General features: G+C 68.5%; 14 protein-coding genes. 9 read left to right on the top strand and 5 right to left on the bottom strand.

Translation table 11 applies throughout. From position 1 onward, the window contains the following. The first annotated feature begins 53 nt into the window (after positions 1 to 53). A complete protein-coding gene (locus tag ASE48_RS12720) occupies positions 54 to 701 on the top strand; it encodes a TetR/AcrR family transcriptional regulator (protein WP_235571117.1) in 648 nt (215 codons plus the stop codon). Here ASE48_RS12720 and ASE48_RS12715 read toward each other — a convergent pair. After that, on the bottom strand, positions 673 to 1,512 hold the full coding sequence (locus ASE48_RS12715; protein WP_057167453.1) for a hypothetical protein: 840 nt from the start codon (positions 1,510 to 1,512) through the stop codon (positions 673 to 675). The two genes, ASE48_RS12720 and ASE48_RS12715, sit on opposite strands and share 29 nt — an antisense overlap. A 241-nt stretch (positions 1,513 to 1,753) precedes the next feature. On the opposite strand from ASE48_RS12715, the gene ASE48_RS12710 reads away from it, so the two are divergent. Together ASE48_RS12710 and ASE48_RS12705 are read left to right on the top strand one after the other, a co-directional pair. Then, entirely contained in the window at positions 1,754 to 3,514 is a 1,761-nt protein-coding gene (locus ASE48_RS12710; RefSeq protein ID WP_057167452.1) for an N-acyl-D-amino-acid deacylase family protein, read from the top strand. After that, positions 3,514 to 4,062, top strand: a complete 549-nt coding sequence (locus ASE48_RS12705) for a chorismate mutase (RefSeq protein WP_057167451.1) — start codon at positions 3,514 to 3,516, stop codon at positions 4,060 to 4,062. The genes ASE48_RS12710 and ASE48_RS12705 overlap by 1 nt, the downstream gene beginning before the upstream one ends. Here ASE48_RS12705 and ASE48_RS12700 read toward each other — a convergent pair whose 3' ends face one another. Further along, on the bottom strand, positions 4,063 to 5,601 hold the full coding sequence (locus ASE48_RS12700; protein ID WP_057167450.1) for a PTS transporter subunit EIIC: 1,539 nt from the start codon (positions 5,599 to 5,601) through the stop codon (positions 4,063 to 4,065). Positions 5,602 to 5,668: 67 nt separating this feature from the next. Here ASE48_RS12700 and ASE48_RS12695 point away from each other — a divergent pair, with 67 nt between their 5' ends. The 3 genes from ASE48_RS12695 to nagA are packed head-to-tail and all read left to right on the top strand — an operon-like array spanning position 5,669 to position 8,040. Next, positions 5,669 to 6,130: a PTS sugar transporter subunit IIA gene (locus tag ASE48_RS12695; RefSeq protein WP_057167449.1), complete on the top strand. Its 462-nt coding sequence runs from the start codon at positions 5,669 to 5,671 to the stop codon at positions 6,128 to 6,130. Then, positions 6,130 to 6,915, top strand: coding sequence for a glucosamine-6-phosphate deaminase (gene nagB / locus ASE48_RS12690; protein WP_057167448.1), 786 nt, complete (start codon positions 6,130 to 6,132; stop codon positions 6,913 to 6,915). The genes ASE48_RS12695 and nagB overlap by 1 nt, the downstream gene beginning before the upstream one ends. Further along, entirely contained in the window at positions 6,916 to 8,040 is a 1,125-nt protein-coding gene (gene nagA, locus ASE48_RS12685; protein WP_057167447.1) for an N-acetylglucosamine-6-phosphate deacetylase, read from the top strand. A gap of 7 nt (positions 8,041 to 8,047) precedes the next feature. Here nagA and ASE48_RS12680 read toward each other — a convergent pair whose 3' ends face one another. Beyond that, the gene (locus ASE48_RS12680; protein WP_057167446.1) at positions 8,048 to 8,284 is read right to left on the bottom strand and encodes a hypothetical protein; all 237 of its coding nucleotides are present in this window, start codon (positions 8,282 to 8,284) and stop codon (positions 8,048 to 8,050) included. Between the two features lie 300 nt (positions 8,285 to 8,584). On the opposite strand from ASE48_RS12680, the gene ASE48_RS12675 reads away from it, so the two are divergent. Then, positions 8,585 to 11,707 (top strand): Ig-like domain-containing protein, encoded by a 3,123-nt coding sequence (locus ASE48_RS12675; protein WP_082614147.1) that lies wholly within the window; start codon positions 8,585 to 8,587, stop codon positions 11,705 to 11,707. A gap of 22 nt (positions 11,708 to 11,729) precedes the next feature. After that, entirely contained in the window at positions 11,730 to 12,125 is a 396-nt protein-coding gene (locus ASE48_RS12670) for a DUF2237 family protein (RefSeq protein WP_057167444.1), read from the top strand. Here the strand turns inward: ASE48_RS12670 and ASE48_RS12665 are convergent. Together ASE48_RS12665 and ASE48_RS12660 are read right to left on the bottom strand one after the other, a co-directional pair. Further along, positions 12,122 to 13,765 carry a patatin-like phospholipase family protein gene (locus ASE48_RS12665; RefSeq protein WP_057167443.1) on the bottom strand — a complete coding sequence of 548 codons (1,644 nt, stop codon included), beginning with the start codon at positions 13,763 to 13,765 and terminating at the stop codon, positions 12,122 to 12,124. The genes ASE48_RS12670 and ASE48_RS12665 overlap by 4 nt on opposite strands. 25 nt (positions 13,766 to 13,790) lie before the next feature. Further along, positions 13,791 to 13,985, bottom strand: coding sequence for a hypothetical protein (locus tag ASE48_RS12660; RefSeq protein WP_057167442.1), 195 nt, complete (start codon positions 13,983 to 13,985; stop codon positions 13,791 to 13,793). Positions 13,986 to 14,117: 132 nt separating this feature from the next. Here ASE48_RS12660 and ASE48_RS12655 point away from each other — a divergent pair, with 132 nt between their 5' ends. Continuing rightward, positions 14,118 to 14,747, top strand: coding sequence for a GNAT family N-acetyltransferase (locus ASE48_RS12655; protein WP_057167441.1), 630 nt, complete (start codon positions 14,118 to 14,120; stop codon positions 14,745 to 14,747).

The following is a 14,747-nucleotide window of genomic DNA, read 5'->3' as shown; positions in this document are numbered from 1 at the left end:
CGCTCAGTCAAGAGTTTCTGACGAATTCATCAGAAATGAGGCACACTGTGGCCATGCCCGAAGAAGCGCCGAGCCGTACCGATCGCCGCAAGCAGCGCACCCGCGCGGCGCTGCTCGTCGCCGCGCAGTCGTTCATCGCCGCGGGCAAGCTCAATGCGCCGATCCTGGAGATCACCCAGGCCGCCGATGTCGGCATGGGCTCCTTCTACAACCACTTCGAGTCCCGCGAGCAGCTGTTCGAGGCCGCGGTGACCGAGGTGCTCGACCGGCACGGCGACATCCTGGACGCCTGCACCGCCGACCTCGACGATCCCGCCGAGATCTTCGCGGCCAGCTTCCGGATGACCGGCCGGATGTTCCGGGCCCGGCCGCAGGAGAGCAAGGTGCTGCTGGCCAACGGTATGACGCTGTTGCAGTCCGATCGTGGGCTGGCGCCGCGGGCCCTGCGCGATATCAATGCCGGGGTGGCGTCGGGCCGCTTCCGTGTCGAGGACCCCGAGCTGGCGCTGGCGGTGGCCGGCGGGGCACTGCTCGGTCTGGGTAATCTTCTTGCCGCGCAACCGGATCGCGATGACGCACACGCCGCCGATGTGGTGACCGCCGATGTGCTGCGATTGTTCGGCATGTCCGAGGCCGATGCGCGCGAGGTCTGTGCGCGGCCGCTGCCGGATCTCAGCGCGGCGCAGCAGGCCGCCTCCTGAGGCGTGACCACACCGCGTTGCGTGTCCGCCAGACGATACTTCCATCGCTGTGGCCGGGCAGTGCATGGACGGTGAGCCAGTCTTGGCTTTGCAGGAATTCGGCCATCTCCGCGGCGTGACGGCCTCGGGTGGCGAAACGATCGCAGTTGACCCCGACCTTCAGATCGGGCCATCCCATGGCGATGACCGTTTCCTCGAAGCCGTCGGTGATCCTGATCTGGGAGTGCGTCGGACGCAGTCCGGCGTCGGACAACAGGAGGCGGACGCGGGTTTCCTCCGGTGATGCTGCGCCGGAATCGATTTGCAGGATGGCCGGGACGGCATTCCGGATACCGCGCGCTCCCCGGTAGCGATCAGCCAGCCGCCAGATGTCGTCCTTGGTGATGCCCGTGGCGGCGGTCAACGGATCCAGGATCGCGACGGCCGCATCGCGTTCCAGATACCGGGCCAGGTCCAGTGCGGTGCGGGCCGGGCTGGTGACCGGGAGATTCTCTCGGACGCTGATCTCATCGACCGCGATGCGCTCGTTTCGGACGATCAGATCGGGTGGGTGTTTGCTCTTGAGCGCGATCAGTTCGATGAGATCGGCGGTGACGGCGCCCGGTGTGAGATACAAACCGGCGGCAGCGCGGCCCGCGACGACTCCGGTCCGCCCGCACCACAGCCAGGCGGCGTGGGCGCGGACCTCCAGGTCGAGTTCGGTGCCCTTGAGGACGTAGATGTTCGGCAGGATCCTGGTGTATTGCGAGCGCAGGATTCCCGGGGTCACGGCTCTGTGTGCGATGGCCTCGCTGCCCACGAACGGCGTCATGGAGTCATGGTGTTCGGGGGGACTGACAGGTTATGGCCCTAGGAGCGAGATCGACGTGAGGGTTGTGGATAACCGGACTCTGCCGTGATTCACAACCGTGCGTTCGATCTCGCTCCTAGGGACTTCGGCGGGGTTCTGCCGCCGGGCCGCGCCGGCAGTGAACACTTTTCCGAATCTGCCTAGTCCGCCGGTGCCGTCGTGTTACACACGACGAAAGGGACGCCGGCCAAGGGAGTGCATCGTGTTCGATCTACTGATCACCGGCGGTACCGTCGTCGACGGCACCGGGGCCGACCGGTTCACCGCCGACGTCGGTATCAAGAACGGCAAGATCGTCGAGGTCCGCCGGCGCGGGACCGGCGACCCGACCCTGCAGGCCGAGGCCGCCGAAACCATCGACGCCACCGGCAAGATCGTCGCGCCCGGCTTCGTGGACATCCACACCCACTACGACGGCCAGGTCAGCTGGGACGACCTGCTGGAGCCGTCCAGCAACCACGGTGTCACCACCATCGTCGCAGGCAACTGCGGAGTCGGCTTCGCGCCGGTGCGGCCAGGCCAGGAACAGTGGCTCATCGAACTGATGGAGGGTGTCGAGGACATCCCGGGCACCGCGCTCACCGAGGGCATCACCTGGGGCTGGGAGACCTACGCCGAGTACCTCGATGTCATCGGCCGCCGCGAACTCGCCGTCGACATGGGTAGCCAGATCGCGCACGGCACCGTCCGCGCGTACGCCATGGGGGAGCGTGGCGCCCGCAACGAAGCGGCCACCCCCGACGACATCGCCGCGATGAGCCGGATCGTGCAGGAGGCCATCGAGGCCGGGGCCCTGGGCTTCTCGTCCTCGCGCACATTGGCCCACCGCGCCATGGACGGCGAACCCGTGCCCGGAACCTTCGCCGCCGAGGACGAACTGTTCGCGCTCGGCCGGGCCACTGCGGCCGGCGGCGGTGCGGTGTTCGAACTTGCCCCGCAGGGCGCCGCCGGTGAGGACATCGTCGCGCCCCGAAAGGAATTGGAGTGGATGCGCCGCCTCGGCGAGGAGATCGACTGCGCGCTGAGCTTCGCCCTCATCCAGGTCGACGCCGACCCCAACCTGTGGCGCGAACAACTCGACCTGTCCGCGGCCGCCCACCAGGCGGGCAGCCGGCTCTACCCGCAGGTCGCCGCGCGACCGTTCGGCATGCTGCTCGGCTTCCCGGGCCACCACGCCTTCACCCACCGGCCCACCTACCGCAAGCTCAAGGCTGCGCTGAGCCGCGAAGAACTGGCCGCCAAGCTCGCCGAACCCGCTGTGCGCGCGGCGATCCTGTCCGAAGAGGACCTGCCCGTCGACCCGAACGTGCTCTTCGACGGCATGTTCGCGCTGGCGCAGTACTCGGGTGACCGGCTCTACTCGCTGGGCAACCCGCCCGACTACGAACCCACCGCCGAGCGCACGGTGTCCGCGATCGCCAAGGCCCGCGGTGAGGACGTGCTGACCACGATGTACGACCTCATGCTGGAGGCCGACGCCGCCACCATGCTGATGCTGCCGATGTTCAACTACGCAGAGGGCAATCACGACGCCATCCGTGAGATGCTGACCCACCCCGCCGGGGTGCTCGGCCTGTCCGACGGCGGCGCGCACTGCAGCATGATCTGCGACGCCTCCTACCCGACGTTCCTGCTCACGCACTGGGCGCGCGACCGGCACCGCGGCGATAAGCTGCCGCTGGAGTACGTGATCCGCAAGCAGTCCCATGACACCGCGCAACTGTTCGGGCTGACCGACCGCGGGGTGATCGCGATCGGAAAGAAGGCTGATGTCAACGTGATCGACCTCGATGCGCTGACCCTGCACGCCCCGCGGATGGCCTATGACCTGCCCGCCGGCGGGCACCGCCTGGTGCAGGGCGCCTCCGGCTACACCGCCACCGTCGTCAACGGGGTCATCACCCGCCGCGACGGGGTGGACACCGGTGCCCGGCCGGGACGACTGGTCCGCGGGAGCCGCTGATGCGCGGTCTCGCGATCCCGTTGGCGGCCTTGGCGGTTGCCGCCGCACCGGTGGCGGGCGCCGATGTGCTCAGCCCGCTGCACCCGCTGGTCGACGCCGCCGCGCAGCGCCTGCTCACCGCCGAACCCGTGGCGGCCAGCAAGTACCTGACCGGCGGGCAGATCCAGGACCCGCAGCGTGAAGCGCAGGTCCTGGACACCGTGGCAACCGCGGCGCAGGCGCAGGGTGCCGACCCGGCGTACGTCCGCGAGGTGTTCCGCGACCAGATCGACGCGACGGTGTCGTTGCAGTACAGCCTGTTCGGCGACTGGAAGGTCGACCCGGCCGCCGCGCCGGACACCGCACCCGACCTCGCGTCGACGCGCACCACGATCGACGGCCTCAACCAGACCATGGTCAGCGAGATCGCGCACCAGTGGCCGGCACTACAGTCCCCGAGTTGCCGCGCCGAGGTGGGTGCCAGCATCAACGAGGTGGTGGCCAACCGGGGCCTGGATCCGCTGTACCGGCGGGCGCTGGAATACGCCACCCACGACTACTGCGGCTAGTTACAGCACGTCCTTGATGGCGTTCTTGAGCGCCTCGGCCTCGGTGCCGAACACCGCCTGCACGTTGCTGCCCACCTCGATCACCCCGGCCGCACCGAGGCTCTTCAGCCGGGCCTGATCGACCTTGGCCGGATCGGCAACCTCCATCCGCAGCCGGGTGATGCAGGCATCCACATTGACCAGGTTGTCCCGGCCGCCGAACGCCGCGATGACCTGCTCGGCCTTGGTGTCGGCGCGCACCGGCGCATCGACGGTGGCCACCGCCGTGGCGGAAACACCGACCTCACCGAGATTCGCGGCCTCCTCGGCCTCGAACTCCTCCTCGGGCTCGCGGCCCGGGGTGCGCATGTTCCACCGGGTGATCGCGAACCGGAACAGCAGGTAGTAGATGACGGCGAACGCCACGCCCATCCCGATGAGCAGCGGGATGTTCTTGGCCGCCGGCGCGGTGCCGTACAGCAGCAGATCGATCAGCCCCGCGGAGAACGAGAAGCCCAGGTGGATGTCCAGCAGGTAGGCGATCGCCAGCGACAGCCCGGTCAGCACCGCGTGGATCACGTACAGCGGGAACGCCACGAACATGAACGCGAACTCCAACGGCTCGGTCACGCCGGTGAGGAACGCCGTCAGCGCCGCCGCGGACAGAATGCCGACGGCGACCTTACGCTGCTTCTTGTTGGCCACGTGGATCATCGCCAGCGCCGCGGCCGGCAGACCGAACATCAGGATCGGATAGAACCCGGCGGTGAGATGCCCGCCGGTGGGATCGCCCGCGGCGAACCGGGTCAGCTCACCGGTCACGACGCCCTCGGGGGTGTCGTAGTCGCCGTAGAGGAACCAGATGTAGGAGTTCGGGATGTGATGCAGGCCCACCGGAATCAGCATGCGGTTGGCGAACCCGTAGACGAACGCACCCAGCGCGCCGGCGCCGCCGATGAACTGGCCCAGGCTGGTCAGCCCGGCGTCGAAGATCGGATAGAAGTAGCTCATCGCGAACGAGACGAACAGGCTGGTCAGCGAGACCACGATGGGGACGAACCGGCGGCCGCCGAAAAAGCCGAGATAGGAAGGCAGTTCGATGGTGTGGTACTTGTCGAACAGCCACGCGGTCAGCAGGCCGATGACGATGCCACCGAAGACGCTGTAGTTGATCTGCGCCTGCTCGCCGGCCTTGTCGAGCACTCCGTCGAGCACGAACGGCGACATGGTCTCGAAGACCTTGTCCATCACCAGGTAGCCGACGACGGCGGCCAGCGCGGTGGAGCCGTCGGCCTTCTTCGCGAAACCGATCGCCACACCGACGGCGAACAGCAGTGCGAGGTTGTCGAACAGCGCGCCGCCCGCGGCGCTCATCGCCTGGAAGAACGGCCCGATGACGGGCGCCTCGATGCGGCCCAGCAGGTCCGGTTGGCCCAGTCTCAGCAGGATGCCGGCCGCCGGTAGCACCGCGATCGGCAGCATGAGGCTCTTGCCGAGCCGCTGTAACTGCGCGAATCCCGGAATTCGGCGACTGCTTTGAGATTTCGTCGACCCACCCATGCGGGGAGCTTAAACGAGAAGCGGCGAAGCCAAGACCATGTTCGGCGACGCTCGTAGTGTTGGGACCATGACGACGACAGTGATCGCCCCGGTAACCGGGCGCGCGGTGGCCCTCGGCGATGTCCCCGACCCGGTGTTCGCCCAGGGCATGGTGGGTTACGGTGCCGCGATCGACCCGCCGCGCGAAGTCATCACCGCCGTCGCGCCGGTCAGCGGCCGACTGCTCAAGCTGATGCCGCACGCCTTCGTCGTGCTGACCCCCGACAATGTCGGCGTGCTGGTGCACCTCGGACTGGACACCGTCGCGCTCGACGGCGAGGGCTTCACCACGCACCTGCAGCAGGGGGAGCAGGTCAGCGCCGGACAGCCGGTGATCACCTTCGACGTCCCGGCCATCGTCGCCAAGGGACTCGATCCGATCGTGCCGGTGGTGGTGATGGACGAACGTGAACCGGCCAACATCTCGGTGACCGCGGCGCTCGACGCGCCCATCGCGTCCGGCGACGAGCTGTTCGTGGCGAGTCGCTGATGGAGGTCATCATCCTTGCGGGCCCGCCCGAGATCGGCACCGTGGCCGCCGACGCGATCACTGCGCTACTGCACCGCAAGCCCGACGCGGTGCTCGGCCTGGCCACCGGGTCATCCCCGCTGGCGATCTACGACGAACTCGTGACCCGTTGTGCGGCAGGGCAGATCTCGTTCAGCCAGGTCCGCGGCTTCACCCTCGACGAATACGTGGGCCTGCCGGCCGAGCATCCCGAGCGCTACCGCAACGTCATCGACAACGTGTTCGTGTCCCGGGTGGATTTCGCGCCCGGCGCGGTGCAGGGCCCCGACGGCCTGGCCGCCGACATCCCGGCCGCCTGCATCGCCTACGAGGGGTCCATCCGGGCGGCCGGCGGCATCGACCTGCAGATCCTCGGGATCGGCACCGACGGGCATATCGGTTTCAACGAACCCGGCTCGTCGCTGGCCTCGCGCACCCGCATCAAAACCCTGACCGCGCAGACCCGTTCGGACAACGCCCGCTTCTTCGACGACGATATCGACGCGGTGCCCACCCACTGCCTGACCCAGGGGCTGGCCACCATCCTCGATGCCCGCCATGTCGTGCTGGTGGCCACCGGCCGGCAGAAGGCCGAAGCGGTGCACCACCTCGTCGAGGGTGCGGTGAGTGCGATGTGGCCGGGATCGGTGCTGCAACATCACCCGCACGTGACGGTGCTGCTCGACGACGCCGCGGCCCGGCGGCTGCAGCTGGCCGACTACTACCGCGAGACGCACCGCTCCAAACCCGACTGGCAGGGCATCTGAGTGCTGCTGGCCGCCGACACCCTGCTGACGGGCGCGGATCTGTTGCGGCCCGGCTGGATTGACGTCGCCGACGGCACGATCCGCGCCGTCGGTGCCGGGGCGCCCCCGGGCCGCCCGGATCATGAGCTGGGCATCGTGGTGCCCGGGTTCGTCGACACCCACCTGCACGGCGGCGGTGGCGCGAACTTCTCCGCCGCCTCGGTGCAGGAGACCGCGACCGCGGCCGCGTTGCACCGCAGGCACGGCACCACCACGCTGATCGCCTCGCTGGTGACCGCCGCCCCCGACGAATTGCTGCAGCAGGTGCGCAGTTTGGCCGCCGACGTCCGGTCTGGGGTGCTGGCCGGTATCCATCTGGAAGGCCCGTGGCTGTCGGTGCACCGGTGCGGGGCACACCAGCCCGCCCTCATGCGTGACCCGGATCCCGCCGAGATCGACCGGGTACTCGCCGCCGCCGACGGCGCCGTGACGATGGTGACGCTGGCCCCTGAACGCGACGGCGCGCTCGCGGCCATCGCCCAACTCACCGCCGCCGGGGTGGTGGCCGCGGTCGGGCACACCGAAGCCAGCTATGCGCAGGCGCGGTCGGCCATCGACGCGGGTGCCACCGTCGGCACCCACCTGTTCAATGCGATGCGCCCGATCGACCGTCGCGAACCGGGCCCGGTCATCGCGCTGCTGGAGGACCCCCGGGTGACCGTCGAGCTGATCACCGACGGCGTGCACATCGACCCGGCAATCTACCGGTTCGTCACCCAAAGCGTTGGCACGCAGCGTGTCTCGCTGATCACCGACGCCATGGCCGCCACCGGTATGTCGGACGGACGCTACGAACTGGGCCCGCTCGGGGTGGACGTCGTCGACGGGGTGGCGCGGGTAGCAGGCACCGACACCATCGCCGGCAGCACCGCCACCATGGACCGGGTGTTCCGGTTCGCCGTGCAGCACAGCGGGCTGGACCGCGATGCGGCACTGCTGCAGGCGGTCGCCCAATCCTCGATCAACCCGGCCCGGTCCCTCGGGCTCCCGGCGAACGAGCTGACGGCCGGGGCCACCGCAGACCTGGTGGCCCTCGATGAGGACCTCGCCGTCACCGGTGTGCTGCACCGGGGGTCGTGGGTCTAGCGCTCACTCACCACGCGGGGCAGGTGCCACCGAGTGCGCAGGGCAGCACCGCGTCCATCCAGCCGTGGTTGTTCTGCATCGTGGCGAGCAGCCAGGCTCCGAGCGCGACGACCGAGACGGCGCCCGCGGCGAACAGCACGACGACCAACACCAGCAGCGCGATGCCGGCGGCCGAGCCGCTCGCCATCAGCCGCACCGCGCGCACCACCACGTCGATGATCCGCACCATGAACATCAACACCATGGGGTCACTGTATTACCGGGCACGGTGAAAGCAAGCCGCCATTGATGAATGGCACAGTGATCGGCAATTCTGGCTAATCGCCTAGGCGGCATAGTTATGCGGCACACTCCGTACCATTCTTCAATTTCAGCAAACTCTTGTATTGGGCGGGCGGCGAGTCCTCAAGCGAAGTCAGGGGTTTCAGCCAGCGAGTTTGCATCGAATTCATTGAAATGGCACACAATCCGGCAATAAAGACGACATGATCGCGAAGTCGATAATCGAATAGCACACGTTCTCGAGAAGCGGACGGGCCGAGCCATGGCAATGGATTACGCAAAGTACATCGGTCGTATCGGAGTGCTGGCAGTGGCGCTCGGTATCGGATATGGCATCAGCCCGGCCACGGCTTCGGCGGACCCGGATTCCACCGGCACCGAGTCATCGAGTCCCGCCGAGTCCGCCCCGGCACCGGAGAACCAGGCGCCCGAACCGAAACCGGCTACGCGGCCCGGCGCCAAGCAGGCTCCCAAGACCGCGACGGTCCGCCCCCGCACCGTCCGCGGCACCGGCTGCGCGACCTGCCGCGGCCGCGACGAACCGACGGCGCTGACCCCGCGGGCCACGATCGAGGCCCCGGCCGACGCCGAACCCGGCATCCGCAGCGTCGAGCCGACACCGAAAGACCCCGAACCCGCGGCCCCGCCGGTCGCCGCCCCCGCGGCGGTCAGCAGCGCTGAACCGCAACCCGTTCCGGAGGTCGCGCAGCCGCCCGAGATTGCGGCACCGACCACCACGGAGGAAGTGGCCATCGCGCCATCGGCCGATGGCATCCCCGATCTGCCCGACGAGATCCCGGCGGCCTGGGCGCTGCTGGCCTGGACCCGCAAGCAGTCCGAGGAGACCTTCGCGCTCGCGGCGGCGCTCCCCGATGGCGCGCCCTCCGCGTCACCGACCCAGCAGAGCCCGGACCAGACCACCGGGGCGGTCACCGGCGCCATCAACGGGACGGACCCCGAGTCGATCCCGTTGATCTACACCGTGTCCGGCGTGACCCCGGCCAAGGGCACCGTGGTGGTGAACAGGGCCACCGGCGCCTACACCTACACCCCGACGGCGGCGGCCCGACTGGCCGCCGGCGTCACGGCGGGCCCGGATGTCGACAGCTTCTCGGTCGCGGTCAGCGACGGCGTGAACGTCACCACCGTGACCGTCACGGTTCCGGTGCTGCCATCGGCGCTCTCGGCACCCACCACCAAGGGTGTGGGCGCGTATCCGACCAGCGTCGTGGTCTCGTCCACCAAGATCTATGTCAGCAATGCCGGCAGCAACACGGTCTCGGTGATCGACCGGGCCACCGGCGCGTCGAGCACCATCAAGGTGGTCAGCGAGCCGAAAGCGTTGGCGCTCAGCCCCGACGGCACCCGCCTCTACGTCGGCGGCAGCAACGCAGTCTCGGTGATCAACACCGCCACCAACACCGTGCTGCACAAGGTCGCCACCAACGGCGGCCAGATCTACGGCATCGAGATCTCGGCCAACGGACAGCGCGCCTACGTCACCAACAGCGGGAAGAACACCGTGTCGGTCATCGACACGAGCGCCACCCCCAAGGTGATCGCCACCGTGGCCGTCGGCTCCCAGCCGCGCGGCATCGTCGTCGCGGGCAACCGGCTCTACGTGGCCAACTGGGGCAGCGGCAGCGTCTCGGTGATCGACACCACCACCAACACGGCCGTCCGCGCCCCGATTGCGGTGGGCGCCAACCCCTCCGATCTCACGGTCTCTGCGGACGGCAGCCGGGTGTACGTCACCAACTACGGCAGCGGCACCGTCTCGGTGCTCAACCCGGCCACGGCCGCCCCGCTCGTCGGCACCATCACCGTCGGCGCCCAGCCGATGGGTGTGGCGCTCGGCCCCGACGGCAGCGTGCTGTACGTGGCCAACGGCCGCGACACGATCTCGGTGATCGACACCGCCACCCGTACCGTCATCAGCACCGTCGCCGGCGATCCGGCACCGGAGTCCGGATCACACCGCCTCGCGCTGAGCCCCGACGGCCGCCAGATCTACCTCACCGATATGGCCGACAACGCGCTGCGCACCCTGACCATCGTGCGCGGCAACACCGCACCCACCGCGGGCACCCCGACCGTGGGGACACCGAACGCGCAGACCGGCGCCGTCAGCGGCAACCTCAACTTCACCGACGCCGATGGTGACCCGCTGACCTACACCGTCCTCACCCCGCCGGCCAACGGCACCCTGAGCATCAACTCCGCAGGCACATATACCTTTACCCCCACCCAGGCGGCCCGGAACGCCGCCGCGCGGGCCGCGAGCACCGTGACATTCAGCGTGCGCGCCGGTGACGGGACGGCCACCGGCACCGTGACGGTCACCGTGCCGATCACGCCGGGCCAGACCACGGTGCCCGGCGACAGCACCTCGCTGCTGCAGTCCATGTTCGACGCGCTGCGCCCCGGCGACACCCTGACCCTGGCACCGCAGACCTACCAGCATTCCGGGGTGCTGACCATCCGGGTTCCCGGCGTCACCATCATCGGCAACGGCGCCACCCTCTACGCCACCAACGACAACACCTCCTCGGTGCAGATCCTCGCCGACAACGTCACCCTGAAAGACATCACCCTCGGGGCCGCCTTGACCGGCCCGCGCTACTACGCCCCTCAGCACCACAAGCTGGTCATCATGGCCGACCACGTCACGGTGACCAACGTGGTCATCAACGGCTCGGCCGGAGCCGGGATATACGTCGACGGCTCAGGCTATTTCGAGCTCAACGACGTCCGCGTCATCCGGTCCCGCGCCGACGGCATCCACATGACCAACGGCTCCCACGACGGCGTGGTCAACAACCCGTACACCGAATGGACCGGCGACGACGGTGTCGCGGTGGTGTCCTACCTCCCCGACGCCGCGATCAGCCGGAACATCACCATCAACAACCCCACCGTCAACGGAACCGTCTGGGGCCGAGGCATTTCCGTGGTCGGTGGGCAGAACATCACCTACAACAACATCACCGTGTCCAACACCGACTCGGCGGGCATCTACGTCGCCTCCGAATGGAGTTACAACACCCACGGTGTCAACGGCGTGCGGATCAACGGCGGCACCGTCACGAACGCCAACACCAACCCGGCGACCGTGCACGGCGCGATCCTGCTCTACGCCGGCAACGCCGGCACCCGCCTCGACGATGTGACGATCACCAATCTGACCGTGCGCAACACCCCGGTGAGCGCGGGCCGGATCTTCGGGATGATCACCGAGAACGGGGGCACGTTCAGCAACATCGTGTTCAGCAACCTGACGCTGCAGCAAGCCGGCCCGCTGGCCGCGTGGTATGCGAACGTGCCGGCATCCTCCTATCGATTGATCTCGATCCTGCTGAACGGGGCACCGGTCAACGGCCTGTGACCGCTTGGAGCATGATGGGTCCATGCCCGACGAACCCGAACTGAATGTGCTCGGCGGACCACTGGAACCGTGCGGCACCGATCCGGTGACCGGCTTCTACCGCGACGGCTGCTGCTCGACGGGCCCCGAAGACGCGGGCCTGCACACCATCTGCGCGGTGGTCACCGCCGATTTCCTGGAACACCAGCGCTCCATCGGCAACGATCTGAGCACACCGATGCCGCAGTACCGGTTCCCCGGCCTGGCACCGGGGGACCGCTGGTGCGTCACCGCGGTCAACTGGCTGCGCGCCTACCACGACGGCTGCGCGGCACCGGTGGTGATGGCGTCCACCCACGAGAGCACCCTGCAGGTCGTCCCGCTGGAGGCCCTCGCCGAGCACGCCGTCGACGTACCCGACGACGCGAGCGACCTCTAGGTGATGTAGCGGTTGCGCCAGCGCCCGAATCGGTTGCGCGGCCGGGTAACCCCGGAGAGCACCTCGCTCATCGGCGATGCCACCGATGCCGTGGCATGCCCGGGTGTGCCCGCCGGGGCGGCTTCCTCCCACCAGATCGGTTGCAGCAGAGCCGAGGTGATCGGGATGGCCTTGTCGGCCCGCCTGTGTCCCCAGGCGCAGGCCCGGTCGATGGAACCCCGCGACGGCGCCAGATTGACCGGCGACAGGGTGGGCGAGAACCGGACGATGTGATCGGAGTACGGCAGGTTGCGCACCATCTGCAGCTGGATGGCCTGCGCGATCGGGGCCAGCCACAGATGCCGCGGATCCCACTGCGGGTGGAAGCAGTCGAAGGCCAGATAGCAGGCGTTGCGGGTACCCAGCCGGCCGTCCCGGATCCGTTTCCACGCCAGCTCCACCGGCACATTGCTGGCCGTCCCGCCGTCGACGATGGCCGCGACATCGTTGGCCGCCAGCACCGCATCCAGGATGGGGATCATCCGCGGATCCCGCGTCTCATGGTGCAGCACGCCGGGAATGGCCGACGAGAACGAGGCGGCGTCAACGACATTGAAGTCGCGGGTCAGCTCGTCGCCGCCGACCACGACCGCCTTGACCACCCGCGAATCGATGAACGCGGCGGCCTGCCACAGCCGGGCCGCCACCTCCGGCCCGAGCCCGATCGGCAGGAACGGCAGGGTGCGCAGCTTCAGCACGGCCAGCTCCTGGTGACGGAACTTGGCCGGCAGCGCAGCGAACGGTTGCCTGCGCACCCCGGCGATCACCGCGTCGAACGGGATCCCCAGATCCGACATCCGCATCTGCTCGCCGTCGGGGCGGGTGAACAGGGCGTGCGCGAACTGGTCGAAGCGCAGCGAGAACACCCCGGTGAGCCCGTGCCTGCGGCGCAGCTGTTCGGGACCGAGGATCGACCGGTAGGACACCGATTTCGCCCACGCCACGTATTCCTCGATCGGCACGGGCAGGGTCCGGGCCAGCACCGAACCGATCACCGACCCGATGGACGAGCCGATCATGTAGTCGGGCACCTGACCGGCTTCCAGCAGGCGCTGCATTCCGCCGATGTAGACGAAGCCCGCGCCGCCACCGCCGCCGAGCACGGTGACCAGCTTCTTGTGCCCGACCTCCGCGTCCAGTTCTGCCAGGGAGAAGTCACTGGCGTGGCGCTGCGCAAGGACGCGCCGTTGAGTCTCCTGGTCGGCGGCCAGCGTGGCCAGCAGATCCCGCGCCGCTTTCAGCGCGGTGACGCCGTGCTTCTCCTTGCGTAGCGGTCCGTGCAGGGCGTCGGCCACCCGGGCCTGCCAGGCACTCTGCTCTGCGCCGACCGAGACGTCGCCGCGGCCGCGGGATCCGGCGGGGCCGGCCGCACCCGGCTCGAAGTCGGCCAGCTTGGCGAAATTGAGCAGGTAGCGCAGCTTGCGTACCTGCTCGGCGCTGAGCACGTCCGGGTGCGCCAGGTTCAGCCGGACCAGCCGGTTCTCCATCTTCTGCAGGGCCAGCGCCGGTTCGCCGGAGGGCAGGTCCGCCCCGAGCGCCGCGGCGTTCTCCTGCTCCTCGGCGGAGTCGGCCGGCTCGGCGTCGGCGAACGGGGTCTGCACAGTAAGACACTCTAAGTGTCAGGGCTCAGTCGTCGGAGCGATCCCGCACACCGACGAAGGCCAGCAGCGCGGGGTCATCGGAGACGAGCCGTTCGACCTCCTCGCCGCCGTCGCACCGCAGCAGCGCAATGGTCAGCCGATCAGCTGACCGGGCCACCACCTGCCAGTGCGCGCCGGAGTCTTCCCAGCGGCGTAGTTCCTCGACGTGGTCGCGCGTCATGTACCTATGATGCTCCCGCGGAGATTGGAAACCTTCGCGGTGGGGTACACCTGAGAGCCATCTCAGGGCGCACGCCGCCGAGCTGGCGTAGGACACTCCAACTTCGGGCGGTTAGGTAGGGTCGCATATCAAATGATCGACATTGACGAGGCACTGCCGATTCTTCCGCGCGAGCTCACCGACATCCCGGATGCGGTGCGTCTGGTCGGCCCGCCGCAGATCCCCGACATCGCCGCGCCGTACGCCGCGCGACTTGTCGACCCGGACACCGATGCCGAGCTGATCTCGGAGTGGATGAACCTCCCGCACCTCGCGGAGGCCTGGGAGTACGCCTGGCCGCCGGAGCGTTGGCGGCTCTACCTCAAGGCCCAACTCGCGGGTGCGTTTTCCCGTCCGTTCCTCACCAGCCGCAAGGGCGAGGACATCGGCTATGTCGAGCTGTACCGCGCGGCAAAGGATTCCATCGCCACCCGGTATGACGCCGACCCCTACGACCTCGGCATGCACGCCGCCATCGCGGACACCAAACTGGTGAACCGGGGGATCGCGCCGCTGATGCTGCCCCGGCTGATGAAGGACATGTTCGACCTCGAACCCGAATGCCGGCGCATCATGTTCGATCCCGACCACCGCAACATCGGTGCGCGCCGGCTCGTCGAATACGTGGGCTGCACGTTCCTCGGTGAGCACCAGATGGCCAATCGGAAGATGGCGCTGTATGTCTTTCCACGTACGCCCGAGGACATCCCGGCGCACAAGTAG

The organism is Mycobacterium sp. Root265 (assembly GCF_001428895.1).
In the GTDB taxonomy this organism is placed as follows: domain Bacteria; phylum Actinomycetota; class Actinomycetes; order Mycobacteriales; family Mycobacteriaceae; genus Mycobacterium.
Note: the sequence above shows the minus strand (reverse complement) of the source record. Positions and strands in the feature narration are given on the sequence as shown.

Coding starts and splice junctions, on each gene's coding strand:
- ASE48_RS12720 (WP_235571117.1), top strand. CDS start 54: ATGCCCGAAGAAGCGCCGAGCCGTACCGATCGCCGCAAGCAGCGCACC.
- ASE48_RS12700 (WP_057167450.1), bottom strand. CDS start 5,601: ATGGGTGGGTCGACGAAATCTCAAAGCAGTCGCCGAATTCCGGGATTC.
- ASE48_RS12715 (WP_057167453.1), bottom strand. CDS start 1,512: ATGACGCCGTTCGTGGGCAGCGAGGCCATCGCACACAGAGCCGTGACC.
- ASE48_RS12695 (WP_057167449.1), top strand. CDS start 5,669: ATGACGACGACAGTGATCGCCCCGGTAACCGGGCGCGCGGTGGCCCTC.
- ASE48_RS12680 (WP_057167446.1), bottom strand. CDS start 8,284: ATGGTGTTGATGTTCATGGTGCGGATCATCGACGTGGTGGTGCGCGCG.
- ASE48_RS12675 (WP_082614147.1), top strand. CDS start 8,585: ATGGCAATGGATTACGCAAAGTACATCGGTCGTATCGGAGTGCTGGCA.
- ASE48_RS12660 (WP_057167442.1), bottom strand. CDS start 13,985: ATGACGCGCGACCACGTCGAGGAACTACGCCGCTGGGAAGACTCCGGC.
- ASE48_RS12705 (WP_057167451.1), top strand. CDS start 3,514: ATGCGCGGTCTCGCGATCCCGTTGGCGGCCTTGGCGGTTGCCGCCGCA.
- ASE48_RS12670 (WP_057167444.1), top strand. CDS start 11,730: ATGCCCGACGAACCCGAACTGAATGTGCTCGGCGGACCACTGGAACCG.
- nagB (WP_057167448.1), top strand. CDS start 6,130: ATGGAGGTCATCATCCTTGCGGGCCCGCCCGAGATCGGCACCGTGGCC.
- ASE48_RS12655 (WP_057167441.1), top strand. CDS start 14,118: ATGATCGACATTGACGAGGCACTGCCGATTCTTCCGCGCGAGCTCACC.